The 16,822-nt window shown below is 39.5% G+C and carries 13 protein-coding genes and 1 pseudogene; 8 read left to right on the top strand and 6 right to left on the bottom strand.

Annotated features, from left to right (window positions below):
• Nucleotides 1-258 (top strand): annotated as a pseudogene (locus JWR87_RS20210) (aldehyde dehydrogenase (NADP(+))); the annotation flags it as partial.
• A 204-nt stretch (nt 259-462) separates the two neighbouring features.
• Here the strand turns inward: JWR87_RS20210 and JWR87_RS20205 are convergent.
• Nucleotides 463-807 (bottom strand): iron-sulfur cluster assembly accessory protein, encoded by a 345-nt coding sequence (locus JWR87_RS20205; RefSeq protein ID WP_297823718.1) that lies wholly within the window; start codon nt 805-807, stop codon nt 463-465.
• 134 nt (nt 808-941) lie between these two features.
• Between JWR87_RS20205 and JWR87_RS20200 the strand changes: the two genes are divergently transcribed.
• The 4 genes from JWR87_RS20200 (at nt 942) to JWR87_RS20185 (ending at nt 5,399) form a co-directional block, all read left to right on the top strand.
• Nucleotides 942-1,454: a hypothetical protein gene (locus JWR87_RS20200; protein ID WP_297823716.1), complete on the top strand. Its 513-nt coding sequence runs from the start codon at nt 942-944 to the stop codon at nt 1,452-1,454.
• Between the two features lie 226 nt (nt 1,455-1,680).
• Complete coding sequence (locus tag JWR87_RS20195; protein WP_297823714.1) at nt 1,681-3,231, top strand: methylmalonyl-CoA mutase family protein; 1,551 nt, start codon at nt 1,681-1,683, stop codon at nt 3,229-3,231.
• Nucleotides 3,232-3,234: 3 nt separating this feature from the next.
• Nucleotides 3,235-4,050, top strand: a complete 816-nt coding sequence (locus JWR87_RS20190; protein ID WP_297823713.1) for a hypothetical protein — start codon at nt 3,235-3,237, stop codon at nt 4,048-4,050.
• Between the two features lie 107 nt (nt 4,051-4,157).
• Nucleotides 4,158-5,399, top strand: coding sequence for a hypothetical protein (locus JWR87_RS20185; RefSeq protein WP_297823711.1), 1,242 nt, complete (start codon nt 4,158-4,160; stop codon nt 5,397-5,399).
• A 149-nt stretch (nt 5,400-5,548) separates the two neighbouring features.
• Here JWR87_RS20185 and JWR87_RS20180 read toward each other — a convergent pair whose 3' ends face one another.
• From JWR87_RS20180 to JWR87_RS20170, 3 genes are all read right to left on the bottom strand, one after another.
• The gene (locus JWR87_RS20180) at nt 5,549-6,544 is read right to left on the bottom strand and encodes an AraC family transcriptional regulator (RefSeq protein ID WP_297823708.1); all 996 of its coding nucleotides are present in this window, start codon (nt 6,542-6,544) and stop codon (nt 5,549-5,551) included.
• 204 nt (nt 6,545-6,748) lie between these two features.
• Nucleotides 6,749-7,738, bottom strand: a complete 990-nt coding sequence (locus JWR87_RS20175) for an AraC family transcriptional regulator (RefSeq protein ID WP_297823706.1) — start codon at nt 7,736-7,738, stop codon at nt 6,749-6,751.
• Nucleotides 7,739-7,753: 15 nt separating this feature from the next.
• Nucleotides 7,754-7,975: a PspC domain-containing protein gene (locus tag JWR87_RS20170; RefSeq protein WP_297823705.1), complete on the bottom strand. Its 222-nt coding sequence runs from the start codon at nt 7,973-7,975 to the stop codon at nt 7,754-7,756.
• A 152-nt stretch (nt 7,976-8,127) separates the two neighbouring features.
• Here JWR87_RS20170 and JWR87_RS20165 point away from each other — a divergent pair, with 152 nt between their 5' ends.
• Together JWR87_RS20165 and JWR87_RS20345 are read left to right on the top strand one after the other, a co-directional pair.
• Entirely contained in the window at nt 8,128-10,407 is a 2,280-nt protein-coding gene (locus JWR87_RS20165) for an aconitate hydratase (protein ID WP_297823703.1), read from the top strand.
• Between the two features lie 219 nt (nt 10,408-10,626).
• On the top strand, nt 10,627-10,989 hold the full coding sequence (locus JWR87_RS20345; RefSeq protein WP_366091093.1) for a DNA alkylation repair protein: 363 nt from the start codon (nt 10,627-10,629) through the stop codon (nt 10,987-10,989).
• Between the two features lie 65 nt (nt 10,990-11,054).
• Here JWR87_RS20345 and JWR87_RS20160 read toward each other — a convergent pair whose 3' ends face one another.
• Nucleotides 11,055-11,438, bottom strand: a complete 384-nt coding sequence (locus JWR87_RS20160; protein WP_297823702.1) for an SET domain-containing protein — start codon at nt 11,436-11,438, stop codon at nt 11,055-11,057.
• Nucleotides 11,439-11,524: 86 nt separating this feature from the next.
• Between JWR87_RS20160 and mgtE the strand changes: the two genes are divergently transcribed.
• Complete coding sequence (gene mgtE / locus JWR87_RS20155; protein WP_297823700.1) at nt 11,525-12,910, top strand: magnesium transporter; 1,386 nt, start codon at nt 11,525-11,527, stop codon at nt 12,908-12,910.
• 793 nt (nt 12,911-13,703) lie between these two features.
• Here mgtE and JWR87_RS20150 read toward each other — a convergent pair.
• Complete coding sequence (locus tag JWR87_RS20150) at nt 13,704-16,463, bottom strand: TonB-dependent receptor (RefSeq protein WP_297823698.1); 2,760 nt, start codon at nt 16,461-16,463, stop codon at nt 13,704-13,706.
• Nucleotides 16,464-16,822: the final 359 nt, after the last annotated feature.

The following is a 16,822-nucleotide window of genomic DNA, read 5'->3' as shown; positions in this document are numbered from 1 at the left end:
ATTTTGGAACAGAAGGTCGGCAGGCTATTACTAAATGGATATCCCACAGGTGTTGAAGTATGTCACTCCATGGTTCATGGGGGTCCGTTTCCGGCAACAACTGATAGCAGAACAACATCGGTAGGCAGCCTGGCGATTCATCGTTTTACCCGCCCCGTTTGTTACCAGAATTTTCCTCAAAGCTTATTACCTGCAGAGTTAAAAGATGATAATCCCTTAGGCATTTGGAGATTAGTTGACGGAGAAAGAAGGAAGTAAAGTTGATTACGCGCTTTGAAAAAAGCTGCTATACAAAAATGCAGTACAAGGGAGTGACACAACCGGAGATTCACAAATAACAAATGTTAGCAAAATAAGAAAAGCAGACCCAAAAGTCTGCTTTTCTTATTTTATGAATAATGGGCAAAATCCCCTATCCTTTAAATTCATCTTCCAACTCAACTAATCCGTTTAATCCCGGTTTTACACCGCAAACGAGGTTCCGCAACCGCAGGTCTTGCTTGCGTTGGGATTGCTGAAAGTGAAACCGCGACTATTTAATCCGCCCTGGAAATCAACTTCCATCCCCTGCAGGTAGATCTCGTGAGAACGAGACATGACGCAACGAATGCCTTCTATTTCAAATTCATCATCGTTATCCTGCTTTTGATCAAAACCTAAGACATAAGTCATTCCACTACAGCCGCCCCCCTTTACTCCCACTCTTAAGTATTGACTATTGTCAAATCCCGGGTCGTTTATCAGCTTCCTCAGTTCTGCTACAGCTCCTGCTGTTAAAGTAACCGGTGTATCAATTGCTGTTTGCATAATTTCTTTTTTACAAAAATACTAATAATCAAATTTGTGACCATTCGTTCCATTTTCGAATGCAGGAAAACGTTAACTATTATAGCAGTTACTAAAAAGACTGCCTTTACTGTATTTTTGCCAAAAGACACCTAATGGAGAATTCAACTGCAATTTTGATAACAATGATTGTATTGCTGATAGGAATACTTGTTGCTTTTGTGCTAATGAAGGACAAAAAGAAAAGTCCAAAATCAGAAGATGGAGAAAATATGGACTCGGCAACAAGAGCAATGCGTTTACAGGCGTATGAAAGATTGACATTGCTTGTTGACAGAATTGCGCTGCCGAACCTGATAAGCAGGGTAAATCAAAATGGAGTGAGTGCAAGGGAAATGCAAATGCTACTTACCAGGGGTGTAAAAGAAGAATTTGACTATAACATTACCCAACAGATTTATGTTTCTGCCGACGCGTGGAATGCTTTGAAGAATTTAAAGGAACAAAATATGTTGGTGATTAACCAACTTGCCAGCGCACTACCTCCGAATGCCACCGGCCTTGACCTAAATAAATTGCTACTTGAATACCTGATGACCGATAAAAAAGGACAGCTTCATGAAGTGGTTAGTGAGGTGTTGAGTTATGAGGCGAAGAAACTGCTGTAGAACCGGATTGCTGGATTTTTTGGATTAGATGTAAATATTGTTTGTACTCAGCCGATAACAATACTTTCGGTTTACTTTTTAATTCGGGGCAAAATCTTTACAACACAAACGATTATTAAATAAGAAATATAATCCTGGATAGAACGCCGAAATCAAGATATTCCCATTAATTCAAGAACTCCCAAAATCTCGGTTATTTCTGCTAAATCCCATAATTCCCGTTCTAATGACTCCAAAATTTACTGACAGCGGTATTGAAATAAATCCTGTTTATTATCCTCCCAAAAATCCCCTTCCGTCCGAAAATCCCGGTTCTTTTCCCTACACCCGCGGGGTTCAGCCAGACATGTACCGGGGACGACTGTGGACAATGCGGCAATATGCCGGGTTTTCAACTGCAGAAGAAAGCAATAAGCGCTACCATTATCTGCTTTCGCAGGGAGTTAACGGATTAAGTGTTGCATTTGATTTACCTACACAAATTGGTTATGACAGTGATCATCCTTTATCGGAAGGTGAAGTTGGAAAGGTGGGTGTTGCTATCGATACTTTAGAAGACATGGAAATTTTGTTTGATAATATCAAACTGGAAGATGTGAGCACTTCAATGACCATTAATGCCACAGGTTTTATTCTCCTGGCTTTTTATGTTGCATTAGCCAAAAGGCAAGGTGCAGATCTTTGCAAGATTACGGGAACGATACAAAACGACATTTTAAAAGAATACGCTGCAAGAGGAACTTATATCTATCCTCCTAAGCCTAGCATGCGAATAATTACCGATATTTTTGAGTGGTGTGGCAAAGAATTACCAAAGTGGAACACCATTTCTATCTCAGGGTACCACATTCGCGAAGCCGGCAGTACGGCAGTACAGGAAATAGCTTTTACACTAAGTAATGGAAAAGCCTATGTAAAAGCCGCTCTTGCAAAGGGTATGGATATTAACAGCTTTGGCAAAAGGCTGTCTTTTTTCTTCAATGCTCACAACAATCTGTTCGAAGAAGTAGCTAAATTCAGGGCAGCGAGAAGAATGTGGGCGGTAATGATGAAAGAGTTGGGAGCAACAGATTCTAAAGCCATGATGCTACGTTTTCATACACAAACTGGTGGAAGTACGTTAACAGCACAACAGCCTTTAAATAATATCAGCCGTGTAACTATACAAACAATGGCAGCTGTTTTAGGTGGCACACAAAGTTTGCATACCAATGGCTATGATGAAGCCCTAAATCTTCCAACCGAAGAGGCTGCACGAACAGCTTTGAGAACACAACAAATAGTAGGTTTTGAGAGTGGGATTGCAGACACCGCAGATCCATTGGCAGGTTCTTATTTTGTAGAGAGTCTCACAAGCGAAGTGGAACAAAAGGCGTGGGAACTGATTGAGAAAATAGATGCAATGGGAGGTAGTGTTGCGGCAATTGAACAGGGATTTATACAGGATGAGATAGCCAAAAGTGCGTACGAATATCAACGTAATATTGAAACGGGAGAGAAAATAATTGTTGGGGTTAACAAGTTTCATATAAAAGAAACAAATAATACAAGTGGCTTTAAAATTGATGATAGCATAAGGGCAATTCAAACCGAAAAATTAAAAAATATAAAAGCCCGAAGGACCCAACAAGTAGCTGAACAATGCCTTGCAGAAATTTCAACAGCTGCCAAAGATGGAAGAAATCTAATGCCTTTGGTTATAAACGCAGTTGAGAACTGTTGTACCCTTGGAGAGATATCAGATGTATTGCGTGAGGTTTTCGGGGAGTATACATAACTTATGCAAATTGAAAGAAACAAAGAATACAGCTTTCAGAACGATCAGTTTTTATGGCGTTACATGGACCTTCACCGCCTCATTTATTTTCTAAATTCAGAAAACATTTTCTTTTCTCCACTCAATAGTTTTTTTGATCCGCTGGAAGGAATAGCAGAAAAGCATCTTCACGATAAAGAGTTTTTGGATGCTTTAGACCATCGGAAAGAAAAAGAAGAAGGATTGTCGAAAAAAAGTAAAGAACAGCTAAAGGAAGAAAAGCACGAGGTAAAAGAACGGTTTAAAAGTAACCTCGAGGAAATTCAAAAAACCTATTTTGCAAGCTGCTGGTACCTGGGTGTGCGCGAGTCTTTGGCAATGTGGGATACTTATTCTAATAAAGACAGTGTTGCGCTAAAATTTAATCCCGAGCGACTGTGTAAAACAATAATAGAGTCTTGCAGAAATTTCGACAATCCGGATTTTAATTTAATGGTTCATGGAAAGGTCGAGTATTTTAAAATTTCCCCTTTTGACCCTAAGGATTCAAGCTTAAAAAATGCAGGTCACCGTTTCAAAGGTTTTTTAAAAGACCTTAGCTACAAACATGAGGAAGAGTTCCGGTTTCTGGCTGTACAAAACAGCAACAATAAAACTTACTCGTTCTTCGAGCTTTCCCTTCAAAATCTTCATAACCTTGATTTCTCCATCGTCACCCATCCCTATATGGAGCCGTGGAAGCACAACAACATATACAATATTCTGAAATCAAAAGGATGGGAAAGTAAATTGGTGAAATCTGAAATACCTACCAGAATGCAGGTTTTTGACACACCTTAAAAACTACATCTCCCAGTTTTTTTCGCAAACGAAATTCATTTCTTCAGACAAAAAAACCTTAACTGTTCTTTGTACCCTTATTGCTGATTGCAGATTACATTTGTTTTATGAAGATAATTTTTACTCTGTTTTCCATTTTACTACTTACTTTAAACTTATCAGTTGCTCAAAATAGGAGTACCCGGAAGCCTGGTTTAAGTCAAAAAAGTAAGAGTAGTTATCTGCCCAAAAAAGGAACAATTTCAAACAGCAATAACCAGGAAAGCGTAAATGATAATAAGGGTAAATTGAACTCGGGCGTTGCTGATCCTGCTCCTGAAAGCAATTCTAAAAATATCACCGGCATTTGGAAAGGTTATTTTATTTCGAACAGTTTTGGATTTGCCGAGGACCGCTACCGGTTTGAAGTGCAACTTGCACAGTTGCCGAACAATGCGCTAAATGGTGTTACTTACTCCTATAAAACAACTGTATTTTATGGAAAGGCAGAGGCAAAAGGTATTAATACAATAAAGACCAACAACATCATCTTGAACGAGCTGAAGTTAGTTGACCTGAAAATTACTGAGAAAAGTGAGCCTTGCTTAATGACCTGCTATCTGGAATATAACAGGATGGGCGAACTTGAAACACTTACCGGAACTTATTCAAGTCGTAATACAAATGACAAGGGCGATTGTGGCAGCGGCAAAGTATACCTGGAAAAAAAGCTGACAAGTGACTTTTTTAAAGAAGATTTTGTTACTAAAAGAGAAAATGAGCTGAAGAAAAAAGCAAAACCTGTTATAAACAAACCTGCAACTTCGAATAAGCCAATTGCAAAAAATACGCTTCCTAAGAAGCCTATGCTGAAGCCGGGTGCTGAGCAAAACCTGATAACAAAACCCGAAAGAAAACCGCTTCCTCCAGCGCCTGAAACTGTGGTCGTACCTAAAAAAGAACAACCCGTTCAAACAATAAAGCCACCTGCAATTAAAACCCTTCCAAGGCCTGAAATACTAAAAAGCAGGGAGAATGAGATTGTAAAAACAATTACCACACACGCTAAAGAGTTTAAGATAGATTTATACGATAACGGAGAAGTTGATGGCGACCGAATTACAGTGTATCATAATAATCAGCTAATCGTTTCTAACAAAACGCTTACAGACAAGCCAATTGGTTTCACTATAAAAGCTGATGAAAACAATGCTGCCCATGAATTTGTTATGGTAGCGGAAAATCTTGGTTCCATCCCTCCAAATACTGCGTTGATGATTGTAACCGCCGGCTCTCAACGGTACGAGTTGTTTGTAACTTCAACCGAACAAAAAAACGCTGTTGTCAAAATTGTATATCAACCCGAATAAAACGATGTAGCCTTATTTGAGTGTTAAAAAAAGCTTGAAAATGGTTTGCTGATGAAGTGATTGCGACGCAACCATGTGGCTTAAAAAAACAACTGCCGGTATTTTAAAATTTATTAATAGCTGCCCTCAAAACAACGTAACGGTACCCACTATTTACTATACACCAGCACCCCATCTTTTGCTGCAATCTCACTCGGCAGAAAACCAAATTCTTTTTTAAAAGTATTGGCAAAATGACTAAGATTAGAATAGCCAACCATAATACCTACTTCCTTAATCGTGTATTTGGCAAGTACCAATAAAGACTTAGCCTTCAACATTCTATTTTTTTGATAATATTCGTATATCGGCAAACGGTATAGGGCTTTGAAGTCGTTTTTAAGTTTTGTTGGACTCATTGCTGATATTCGCGAAAGCTCATCAATAGTGGGAGGAGCAACAGCAAAATTTTTCACCAGCAGGGCTTCCACTTTCATCAATCGCAAAGTTTCATCTTCGCTTCGTTTTACTTTTTTTCCTTTCAGATCTCTCCTTTCATACAACTTCACAATGTACTTTTCCAACAATAACAACACCCTGTTCTGTATGTAATTCAGCCTAAGCGGCTGGCTCATTCTATCAGTCCACAAATCGTCAAGCATTACGCGGTACTCGGTAGCAATGGGCTCCAGGTTTTTCGAATTCATTTCAACAGGAAAATATTGACTTAGCACCTCTTCAAAAGCTTGTTTGCCTACTAAAGTTGACAAATGCTCTTTATTAAAGAAAAATTTTACGGACCGTAAGCGCTTGGTTTTTGGAAATATAAAAGTCTCAGGTAAAAGGGTATGACTGAGTTTTACGAACGACTCAAACTCTTCTACGTTACGTTTGGGTTTTACCGCGAGATCTGTTTCGTCGGCGGCCTCTTCGTTAAACTGCAAAGTAAAAAAATGCTCCTCTCCCTCAGGTCTTTCTACTACCACACTTTCTCTTAAGCACGTATCTGAAACTAAAACGGTTATACCCGATGGAAGTTTTTCGGCCCAGCAGTAGCCCTTACCCACCTGCGCATGCACTGCAACCTGGTTATTTGTAACCTTGGCTTTAAAGTCGGGGGCAAGCAAATGCAATAACTCAACAAAGTCTGGTTTTTCCAATTGCATATAGGATTTTTTACTAGTGGTGAAACTATTCTTTTAATAGCCTGTTTAAAAATTATTTACGGGTACCAACATTAGAGAATGTGGCTTCATCGTTGCGTCGCAATCACTTCATCTGCAAACCATTTCGCAGCTTGTTATGTGCAACTTCTCACCAATTCAACACCGGTGCTATATTCTAACAGATTTATGATATCACTTCCGCTTTTACCTGTCTAAAAGATCGCTTGGCAACTGATCAAACGACTTTTTGAAAGCCTTTGCAAAATTACTCAGGTTGCTATAGCCGAGTTCTATCCCCACTTCTCTTACCGAATATTTTCTGCTAAGCAACATTGCTTTGGCTTTATTCATCCGGTGTTTCTGAAAATATTGATATACTGGTAAACCAAAAATCTCTTTAAAACTATTTTTAAGTTTACTGGGGCTCATTGCAGCCAACCTGGCTAGTTTGGTTATTCCCGGAGGCTCGACAGAAAAATCTTTTACAAGTTCTTTTTCAATCATCTTCAACCGGTTGATATCCTCGTTGCTCAGCTTTACATCAAAATGCATGTCACTCATCTTGTAATAAATGCGTGTAAAAAACCTTTCGAGCAACAACATTACCCGATTCTGAATAATGAGTGTTTCAAAAGAAGGATCTACATTGGTTTCAACTATTTCAGCAAGGATTCGCTTATACTCCATATCCATCGGCTCGTAGTTGAACGCACTCATTTTTAAGCTGAGATATTTCTTTATCAAATCTCCAACGCTTTCCACTTCTAAAAATTGTTCCAGCCAATCTTTGCTAAACAAAATGTTTACCCCCTTAACCCGTGTTCCCTTTGTGCTAAGAAACATCCAGTCAAATTTAGTACTACCTAAAAATACGGCGGAACGAACCGGGCTTATTTCCATCAGAGACGCCTCTCCTGTGTCAATAGGCACAGCGTCAGGAATAATAACTTCATCGAAGCGGAGCGTAAAATAATCTTTATTAATTTTTGAGCGGGTGAGCAGCAAATCCTGGTTAACAGTATAATCAGAAACAAGGCCCTGGAGACCATTTGGAAGTTCAATCAGCTTTATAAAGCCACTGCCAATATCGGGAGGTAATTCAAGTTTATTGTTCTTTACTTTCCCTTTAAATACTTCTGCGTAATAACCTAATAACTCTGCATAATCAGTATGATCAAATTCAATTTTTACCACCGCAGCTAATTTTTACTACAAATAACGTAAAGGATTTCTTTTGGCGGAGTAAATATAATTTTTGATATTAATCCAAAACGCAAGAACCATGTATATAATTAAAGGGGAGCCAAAAGTTAGAAATGAGATATAAATAAACCACATGCGAATTCTTGTAGATGCAATTCCCATCTTCTCTCCTATTGCTGAACAAACACCAAAAGCATGTAACTCTATTATTTCTCTTACACTTTTCATAACATGACTTTTTAATGGGTTGCCATCTGCGAAACTGCTATGCAAATTAAAGAAATTAATAATCATTGGAGACAGAAATCTATTTCGCTTGAGAACTGTTTTGACGTAATTTTGCTAAACTTTTTTCTCACACCTTAAAATCATCTTTAGACATGGCATTTGACATAGAAATGATAAGAAAAGTCTACGAAGAACTGCCCGGCAAAATTGAAGCAGCCCGCACTGCGGTTGGCAGACCACTAACCCTTGCAGAAAAAATACTCTTTGCACATTTGCATACGGATATGAAGCTGGAAAATTTTGAGCGTGGGGTACACTATGTAGATTTTGCTCCCGACCGTGTTGCCATGCAGGATGCAACGGCCCAGATGGCATTATTGCAATTTATGCAGGCAGGCCGTCCCCAGGTCGCTGTGCCAAGTACTGTTCACTGCGATCACCTGATACAGGCGAAGACAGGAGCAGCCGAAGACTTACATACAGCATTAAACACAAATAGAGAAGTATACGAATTTTTAGCCTCGGTTTGTAATAAATACGGCCTGGGTTTCTGGAAGCCGGGTGCAGGTATTATTCACCAGGTAGTTTTAGAAAATTATGCCTTCCCGGGTGGAATGATGATTGGTACGGACAGTCACACGCCTAATGCTGGTGGACTGGGAATGGTGGCGATTGGGGTAGGTGGTGCAGATGCGAGCGATGTAATGGCAGGACTGGCCTGGGAGCTTAAATGGCCAAAACTAATTGGCGTTAAACTTACCGGTAAGATGAGTGGCTGGACCGCTCCTAAAGATATTATTCTCAAAGTTGCGGGTATTCTTACCGTTAAAGGTGGAACAGGTGCCATCGTTGAGTATTTTGGTGAAGGTGCTGACGCTATAAGTGCAACAGGTAAAGCAACTATTTGCAATATGGGTGCTGAAGTAGGTGCTACCTGTTCAATTTTTGGATATGATGACAGAATGAGCGCATACCTGAAATCGACAGACAGGGCCGATATTGCCGAACTGGCCGATGGTATAAAAGAACATCTTCGTGCTGATCCGCAGGTTATTGCTGCTCCTAAAAAATACTATGACGAGGTAATAGAAATAGATTTAAATGAACTGGAGCCGCATGTAAACGGACCCTATACACCTGATTTGGCATGGCCTATCAGCCGTTTTGCAGAGGCAGTAAGAGCGAACAACTGGCCTGAAAAGCTGGAAGTTGCTTTAATTGGATCTTGCACTAACAGCTCCTATGAAGATATTAGCAGGTCAGCATCAATAGCTCAACAGGCTGTAGACAAAAACCTTAAAGCAAAAGCTGAGTTTACGATTTCTCCAGGCAGTGAGCTGGTAAGATATACTGTAGAAAAAGATGGCTGGTTAAAAGCATATGACAGTATGGGTGGACTTGTATTAGCTAATGCGTGCGGGCCATGTATCGGTCAGTGGGCTCGTCATATTGATGACCCTACCCGTAAAAACTCTATCATAACTTCCTTTAACCGAAACTTTGCAAAGCGTAATGATAGCTTTCCGGGCACACATGCCTTTGTTGCCTCTCCGGAAATTGTTACCGCTTTTGCACTCGCCGGTGATCTTACTTTTAACCCACTAACGGATACTTTATTAAACGAAGACGGAGAGCAGGTTAAGTTAGACGAACCTAAAGGATACGAGTTACCTCCTAAGGGTTTTTCTGTAGAAGACTCAGGTTACCAGGCGCCGGCGGAGGACCCAAGCCAAGTTCACATTTTAGTTAGCCCCGAATCTCAGCGCCTTCAGTTACTAGAACCATTTGCAGCATGGGAAGGAACAGACATCAAAGGTTTACGCCTTTTGATAAAAGCTCGTGGAAAATGTACAACTGACCATATCTCTATGGCAGGTCCGTGGTTAAAGTTTCGCGGCCATCTCGATAACATTTCAAACAATATGCTGATTGGTGCATTAAACTTTTTTAATGACAGCACTGATAAAGTAAAGAACCAGTTGACAGGAGAATACGGACCTGTTCCTGCAACAGCGCGGGCTTATAAGGCTGCAGGTTTAGGAAGCATTGTGGTAGGTGACGAGAACTATGGTGAAGGTTCTTCAAGAGAGCATGCTGCTATGGAACCACGACATTTAGGTGTACGTGCCATTCTGGTAAAATCTTTCGCCCGTATTCACGAAACAAACCTGAAGAAGCAAGGTATGTTAGCCTTAACTTTTGCTCATAAGGAAGACTATGAAAAAATTCTGGAAGATGATACAATTGATATAGAAGGATTGAACCACTTTGAACCTGGTACGCCTTTAACGCTTGTATTGCATCATGCTGATGGAACTTCTGAAAGCATTATTGTAAACCATACATACAACGAACAACAGATCGAATGGTTTAAGGCCGGTGCCGCACTAAATATTATTCGCAAAAATGCTTTGGCTGCTGCTCAAGCATAGCAACAATAATTTTTTTTAACAAAAGAGGTTGCCGTATGGCAACCTCTTTTGTTTGCACGTAATTGCCGTTATTTATATTAAAACCTTCTTTTATCGTTATCTAAAAACAACTTAGTTACACACGTAAGAATAGTAGAACAAAGAACAAAAATTTAAAACGGAGCGTCGCAACACTGTTATATTGAAATTGAATGCTTGCTACCCCAAAAATGAAAACATGTGTCTATTCACTACCTGACTATTACTAAAAGTTGGTGGGATACAGTTGACACATTAGTTTCTGACTGCTCGGGCAGTTATTTTAAAATGTTTTCAGAATTTATTAGAAGTATAACCGGCAGATGGAATACCTCAGAAAATATGTGCCTCCAAAGAAGCAGTTTGTTGTTTCAAAAAAGCTATAAGAAATACACCGATAACACATTACTCTCCAGCTATATTTCACATCCCGCTTCGCCGAAAAAATGCTTTATACAAAAAGCAATTGGGTGGGTTTTAAGTGAATATGCAAGAACAAATTTGGAATGGGTAAGATGTTTGCCAGGCCAACACCATCTCGCCCCCTTAACCAGAGAGAAGTAATGAAGCATCTGTGATCAGAAAATTAATCTTGATTTTGGGTTCAAAACTCGCAACTATCAACTCATTTATACCGTTTTAAACCATAGGGGCGACTGGTCATTTGGATCTCCATTGTAACTAAAACAAAGCTCTTCGCCTTTTCTTACTGGTTTTATAGTTCGCACAGTCATGTTGCCACTCTCATAGTCCATTTCATATTCGCAGTTTGGCTGAAAAGAGTGATTGTACATTGACACGTAACCAAGTGCTACTGCAGCTTTACGCTTGCTTTTACCCCACTCGAAAATGTAGTGAAACAACTTGGTACCCTCAATCTGCTTTCTCTCCTTAGGAGACAATTCTATAATAGGAGAAATTTCGATAACTGTATTTGCAGGAATATTTTTAGTTGTAAAAACCCCTCTTCCACGACTTTGGGAAGGTGCAATAACAAGGTTGGGTAGAAGCATATTGATTTCTTGCGGGCTAAGTTATATAAATTGAAAGACAGTAATAAAAATTGAGCTGCCAAAATACTTAATTTGCAGCCATGGCTATGGAGAATATTGAAGAGCAAAGCATACAAGAACAGTTCGAACAATTGATAACAACTGAAGACAAACTTGCCATTCGCGAGTTTTTAGATGATCAGAATATAGCAGACGTCGCCGACCTTATAAATGAAAATCCTGACTACGAATCTCAGATCATTGCTAACTTATCCATACATCGTGCTGCCAGCACCTTTAAAATTTTAGATTTCCCTACCCAAAAAAGTATTGTTTCACAGCTTCCATCCTTCAAAACTGCCGAGTTACTAAACGAGCTGCAGGCCGATGACCGCACCGACTTTTTGGAGGACCTTCCAAAAGAGGTTTTAAGAGATTTAATAAAATTGCTCGATCCCGAAGAAAGGCTCATTACGCTTTCGCTGCTCGGTTATCCCGAAGATAGCGTTGGCCGGTTGATGACTCCCGATTATGTATATGTGTACGAACATAATACCGTTGAGGAGGTTTTTCAGATCATCAGAAAATTTGCCAAAAACACAGAAACGATAGATGTTATTTATGTAATTAATGACCAGGGGCAGTTGATGGATGACTTGAGGATAAAGGAATTTATACTGGCAGCTCCCGACACCCAGGTGAACGAATTGATGGATGAAAGAGTAATTGCGTTAAATGCGAACGACGATCAGGAGCACGCCAACCAGATCTTCAAAATGAACAATCGCTATGCACTTCCCGTGGTTGACGATAACAACGTTTTACTCGGTATTATTACCATCGACGATATTCTTTGGGTAGCAACGGAAGAGTTTAGCGAAGACATGCAAAAAATGGGAGGTACCGAAGCACTTGATGAACCTTACCTTGAAATGCCGTTGCTAAAACTTTTTAGAAAAAGAGTAGGGTGGCTGGTTGTATTGTTTATCGGCGAGATGCTTACCGCTACTGTAATGCGTTATTTTGAAGATGAAATAGCAAAAGCAACGGTGCTTGCACTTTTTATCCCTTTAATTATATCAAGCGGCGGCAACAGCGGCTCGCAGGCATCAACACTTATTATACAGGCAATGGCTGTAGGCGAAATAACTGTTGAGAAATGGTGGCGCGTATTAAGACGTGAGCTGTTAAGTGGGATAATGCTTGGGGCTGTATTAGGAATAATTGGTTTCATAAGAATTTCTATATGGCAACAGTTTATTCCGATTTATGGAGAACATTGGGCTCCCATAGCTTTTACCGTTGGCTCATCACTGGTCGGAGTTGTTTTGTGGGGAACACTGAGTGGATCGATGCTTCCCATGCTTTTGAAGAAACTGGGCTTTGATCCGGCGGTTTCTTCTGCACCTTTTGTCGCTACCCTTGTTGACGTTACCGGCCTGATTATTTATTTCAGTTTTGCTTACATGTTTCTTAAGGGACTGTTATTATAACAACAATGTGTTGTAATTCTTTTTTTAGACAAGCATTCAAAAAATCCTCAACATCGTTGTGTCACACACTTTTACTGCAAATCTTTATTCGGCTTAATTAGCGCGCACCCTTAATTGTGGCAGATGAATAAAATAATGGGCGGCGGCCCACAACGGCGTGCATTTAAATAGTGTTGCTGACCAACAGCTACAATTTAAATGCACACAGTAATTAAGCGGCAAATAGAAGATGTAACCGTAAAACCGGTACGAATGTTAGCTAATTACCTAAGATTTTAAAGGTTTTTTTAAGCTTGGCCATAATAAAGCAATGTGTATAAAATACACTACCAGCAAGGGTTTTAAAAGATTTGGAAGTAATTAGCCATAATTAAATGAGCAATTATTAGACAAGAACGATTGATAGAAGGCTTTACTTTTGAAGAATAATAACAAAATATCATTTAATAAATGATCGAAGGTTATTACAGGAATAAGATTTTTAGTAAGCTTTTTAGCTGATAGATACAATATTTAAGATTTTCATATGGCAAGCAATCGTTAGAGGCTGCTCCGTTTCTACGGAGGAGCCATTTTTTTTATAGCTCTGCCCCAACACCCACCTACTAATTATTCTTCTGTTTTAACCACAATTGCTGCAAAGACATTTTGAACAACAAACACTGAAAAAAGACGCTGTCTTTTCTGAATTTAAACTGAGCGTAGCAACGATGTGGCTATAAAAAGATCGGCTGGTATCAAAAATATTCTTCAACCTGTTATATGTGTTAATGAAATTTGGAAGCTCATTTGGTTAACGATTGTTACCGCCCCTGCTCTCCTGGTAACGCTGCAAGGCCTTTCCTGAAAATTTTTGCAGCCTGAGGTTGAAAGTCAAAAGCACGTATCTACCCAGTCGGTTGTTTTGTACGTCAGTAACAGTGGTTCCATTTACATCTCTTGATATACCCGTATTTTGGTTAAAAAGATCAAAGGCTTGTAAGCGAATAGTTGCTTTGTTATTCTTCAGGAACCTGCGCTCTGCAAACATGTTTAGCAAAGTTGGATTGGAATTTTTAGTGTTTAAATAACCGGTGTTGATGATCTTGGTAAGGTCATACCCTATCGTCCAATTCTTGAAGAAGTAATTTTTCCCGTTTAATCCAAACGTCAAAGATCTAACCTCCGTTGCGATAGAGGTATCTATATATTGAGTAACGGTTTTGTTTATGTTATAGTTTGAATTGATGTCGACGTCTATTATATCCTCGAGGTCAAGTCTAAAACGGGCACCAGGACGTATAACCCAATTCTGACCATTATTTCTAAAATTATCAGTAAAGGAAATATTGTTATCAAAACTTGCAGAGGTACTAATGGTTGCATAAAACTTGCGTTGCGCAAACGGTTTTGTATAAGCAAAGTTTCCATTAAAGCCGTAAAAGCCGTTTGTATTTAAATAAGTAATTGTTCTGCCCGTACCTCTTGGATCGTTGAAGCGTGCTGTAACTATCCTGTTCTGCGATTGGTCGAAAGATAGGTTTGCAAAAAAAGAAGTGCCTGTTAAAATACCCACCTTATTGTATTGAGCGCCCAGCCTGTTGGTAAACTCGGCCCTTAGGTTTGGGTTGCCAATAACTATATTCCTCAAATTTGTACTGTCGCTAATAGGCTGTAATTGTATAAAGTTTGGTTCACGGCTTCCTCCACCATAAGTAATTGTCAGGTTGTTGCTACGGGCAAAATTGTAAACAAATCGCGCATTTGGTATAATGTAGAAGTTACGATTTGTGGTAGTTATTTTACGCCCAAGATCGTTACCAGTAAGGTTGGTAGGCTGAGCAACAAAACCAAGTACATAGTTATATTTCTGTTTAAAGGTTCGAAGACTAATGCCAAAACGATTGGTGGTAAAACCGTACTTGTAATCATTACTCTGCTTTATGTTTCTAGTCTTGCCACCAAAAAGCGGATCGACATCGTCTACATTTTTCAGGCTTTGAGTATTTGAATTATTCCTGTTATAACTTACCTCTACAGAAGTGAATTTTGAGATAGGCTCTGCATAGGAAATGCGCAGATTTGTTGAGGTATTACGACTTTCGTTTACAATGAACTGTATTCTGCTACTGTCCCTTGGCAGGTAATTGGGCATTGTAGAGTCAATGTCATGATAATTGTTATTTGCGTTTCTCTCCTGGCCGCGTTCCGAGTAATCAACATTAGCGTTTAAGCTGAGGTTTCTACCACGTTTACTAAATTTATGGTTGAAGAAAAACTCAGTACCCCCAGCTGGTGACGAAGAATGATTAGAGTAAAAGCTGTTATTCAGTGTATAATACTTCTGACGGCTAATCTCGGAAATACTCGTGCCGCTATTGTTAGAAGTGCCGTACGAAAAATAGGGAGATATCTTCAGAAAGTTTGCCGTATCAATATTATACTCCAGGTTCCATGTAACCCTGTGATTACTGTTATTTGTATTATTAGTGCTGGTGCGCCCGGTGGTGCTGATATTTTTAGGATTAAAGTCTTGCTGAAAGGAAGTGCCTGTAAGAAAGTTACTGTTTCCCGAAAAACTGTAGCTACCGTACGATGTAATTTTTTTACCCCATTTATTCCTGTAGTTTAATCCTAACGACCTTACATTATTAATACCATCTCCACCTATTGTACGTTCGGACCCCCCAAAATTTGCTCCCCGCGCTCCTCCGCCCCTTCCGCCACCATTGAAATTAAATATATTAGCATTGGTGTTATTTACTGATCCTAATATAGAAATCTGCCTGTCTTCATTAAAGTTGTTTACCGATAGCCGTGCTACGTACCTGCCCTGTGTTCCCGCTCCAAAAGTTCCATTACCAAAGTTGCCCTTATTCTTACCTTTTTGAATAGTAATATTTAAAATCTTTTCAGGTTCGCCCTCTTTAATACCTGTAACATTTGCCCTATCTCCATAGTCATCTATAATCTGGATGTTTTCAATCATATCCGCAGGCAGGTTTTGTGTGGCAGTTTGTACATCGCCGCCAAAATAATCTTTCCCATTTACCCTGATTCTGGCAACAGGCTTGCCTTGTGCCGTTACTTTTCCGTCTTTGTCAACGGTTACACCTGGCAGTTTTTTTATAACATCCTCAACCGGCGCTCCTTCTCGCACTTTAAATGCGCTGGCTTTGTATTCAACCGTATCTTCTTTAACTATAACCGGGTTTATGGCAACCACCACTACATCGGTAAGGCGATTGGGCTGTGTTGTAAGTTTTATAGGGTCAATGTTGAAAGTGCTAATGTCTTTTGCCGTAATGGAATAACTGTTGGTAAATGTTTGATAACCTATCCTTGTTACACTTATCGTAAAGTCAGAAAAGGCAACCTTTGTAAAGTGAAAGGCTCCGGTAGCATTTGTAGTTGTAGTGACGCTATCTTTTTCTGCAACCAGTTTTACATACACGTCATTAAGGAAAACACCCGATGTATCACTTACAGAACCGCTTATTGTCCTGGTCTGTTGAGCAAGAGAAGGAAAGGAAATGGTTAAGCCTAAAATTGTAAAAAGTAAAAATCTTGTCATTAAAAAGAATTAACCTGGAAATAGTCTGAATCGTTTCTCAAAAATACTTTCCAGCGTCTAAACTCTGTCAACAGATCGGTAAATACAATTGCTGGCAGTATGAAAAGTGAATCGGATGAAATAAAACAACAGGCCGTCTAAAAGCTGAAGATGACTTGAGATAGTTTTAATATAAAAGTGAATATTTCGTCAATAGAATAACTCCAGCCCAGCTTTACGGGGCCATCGTTGGTAGTATAAAATGGAGGCTTTTCCGATGCCATTGCGCGTCTTCGGCAACACGACGCGCATGACGAATCGTAGTCTTTTTATGTCTTGTGCATCACATTACCTGCTCCTGCACCTTTAAATCGGGTCGC

Source organism: Segetibacter sp. (genome assembly GCF_025963695.1).
Classification (GTDB): Bacteria; Bacteroidota; Bacteroidia; order Chitinophagales; family Chitinophagaceae; genus Segetibacter.
Note: the sequence above shows the minus strand (reverse complement) of the source record. Positions and strands in the feature narration are given on the sequence as shown.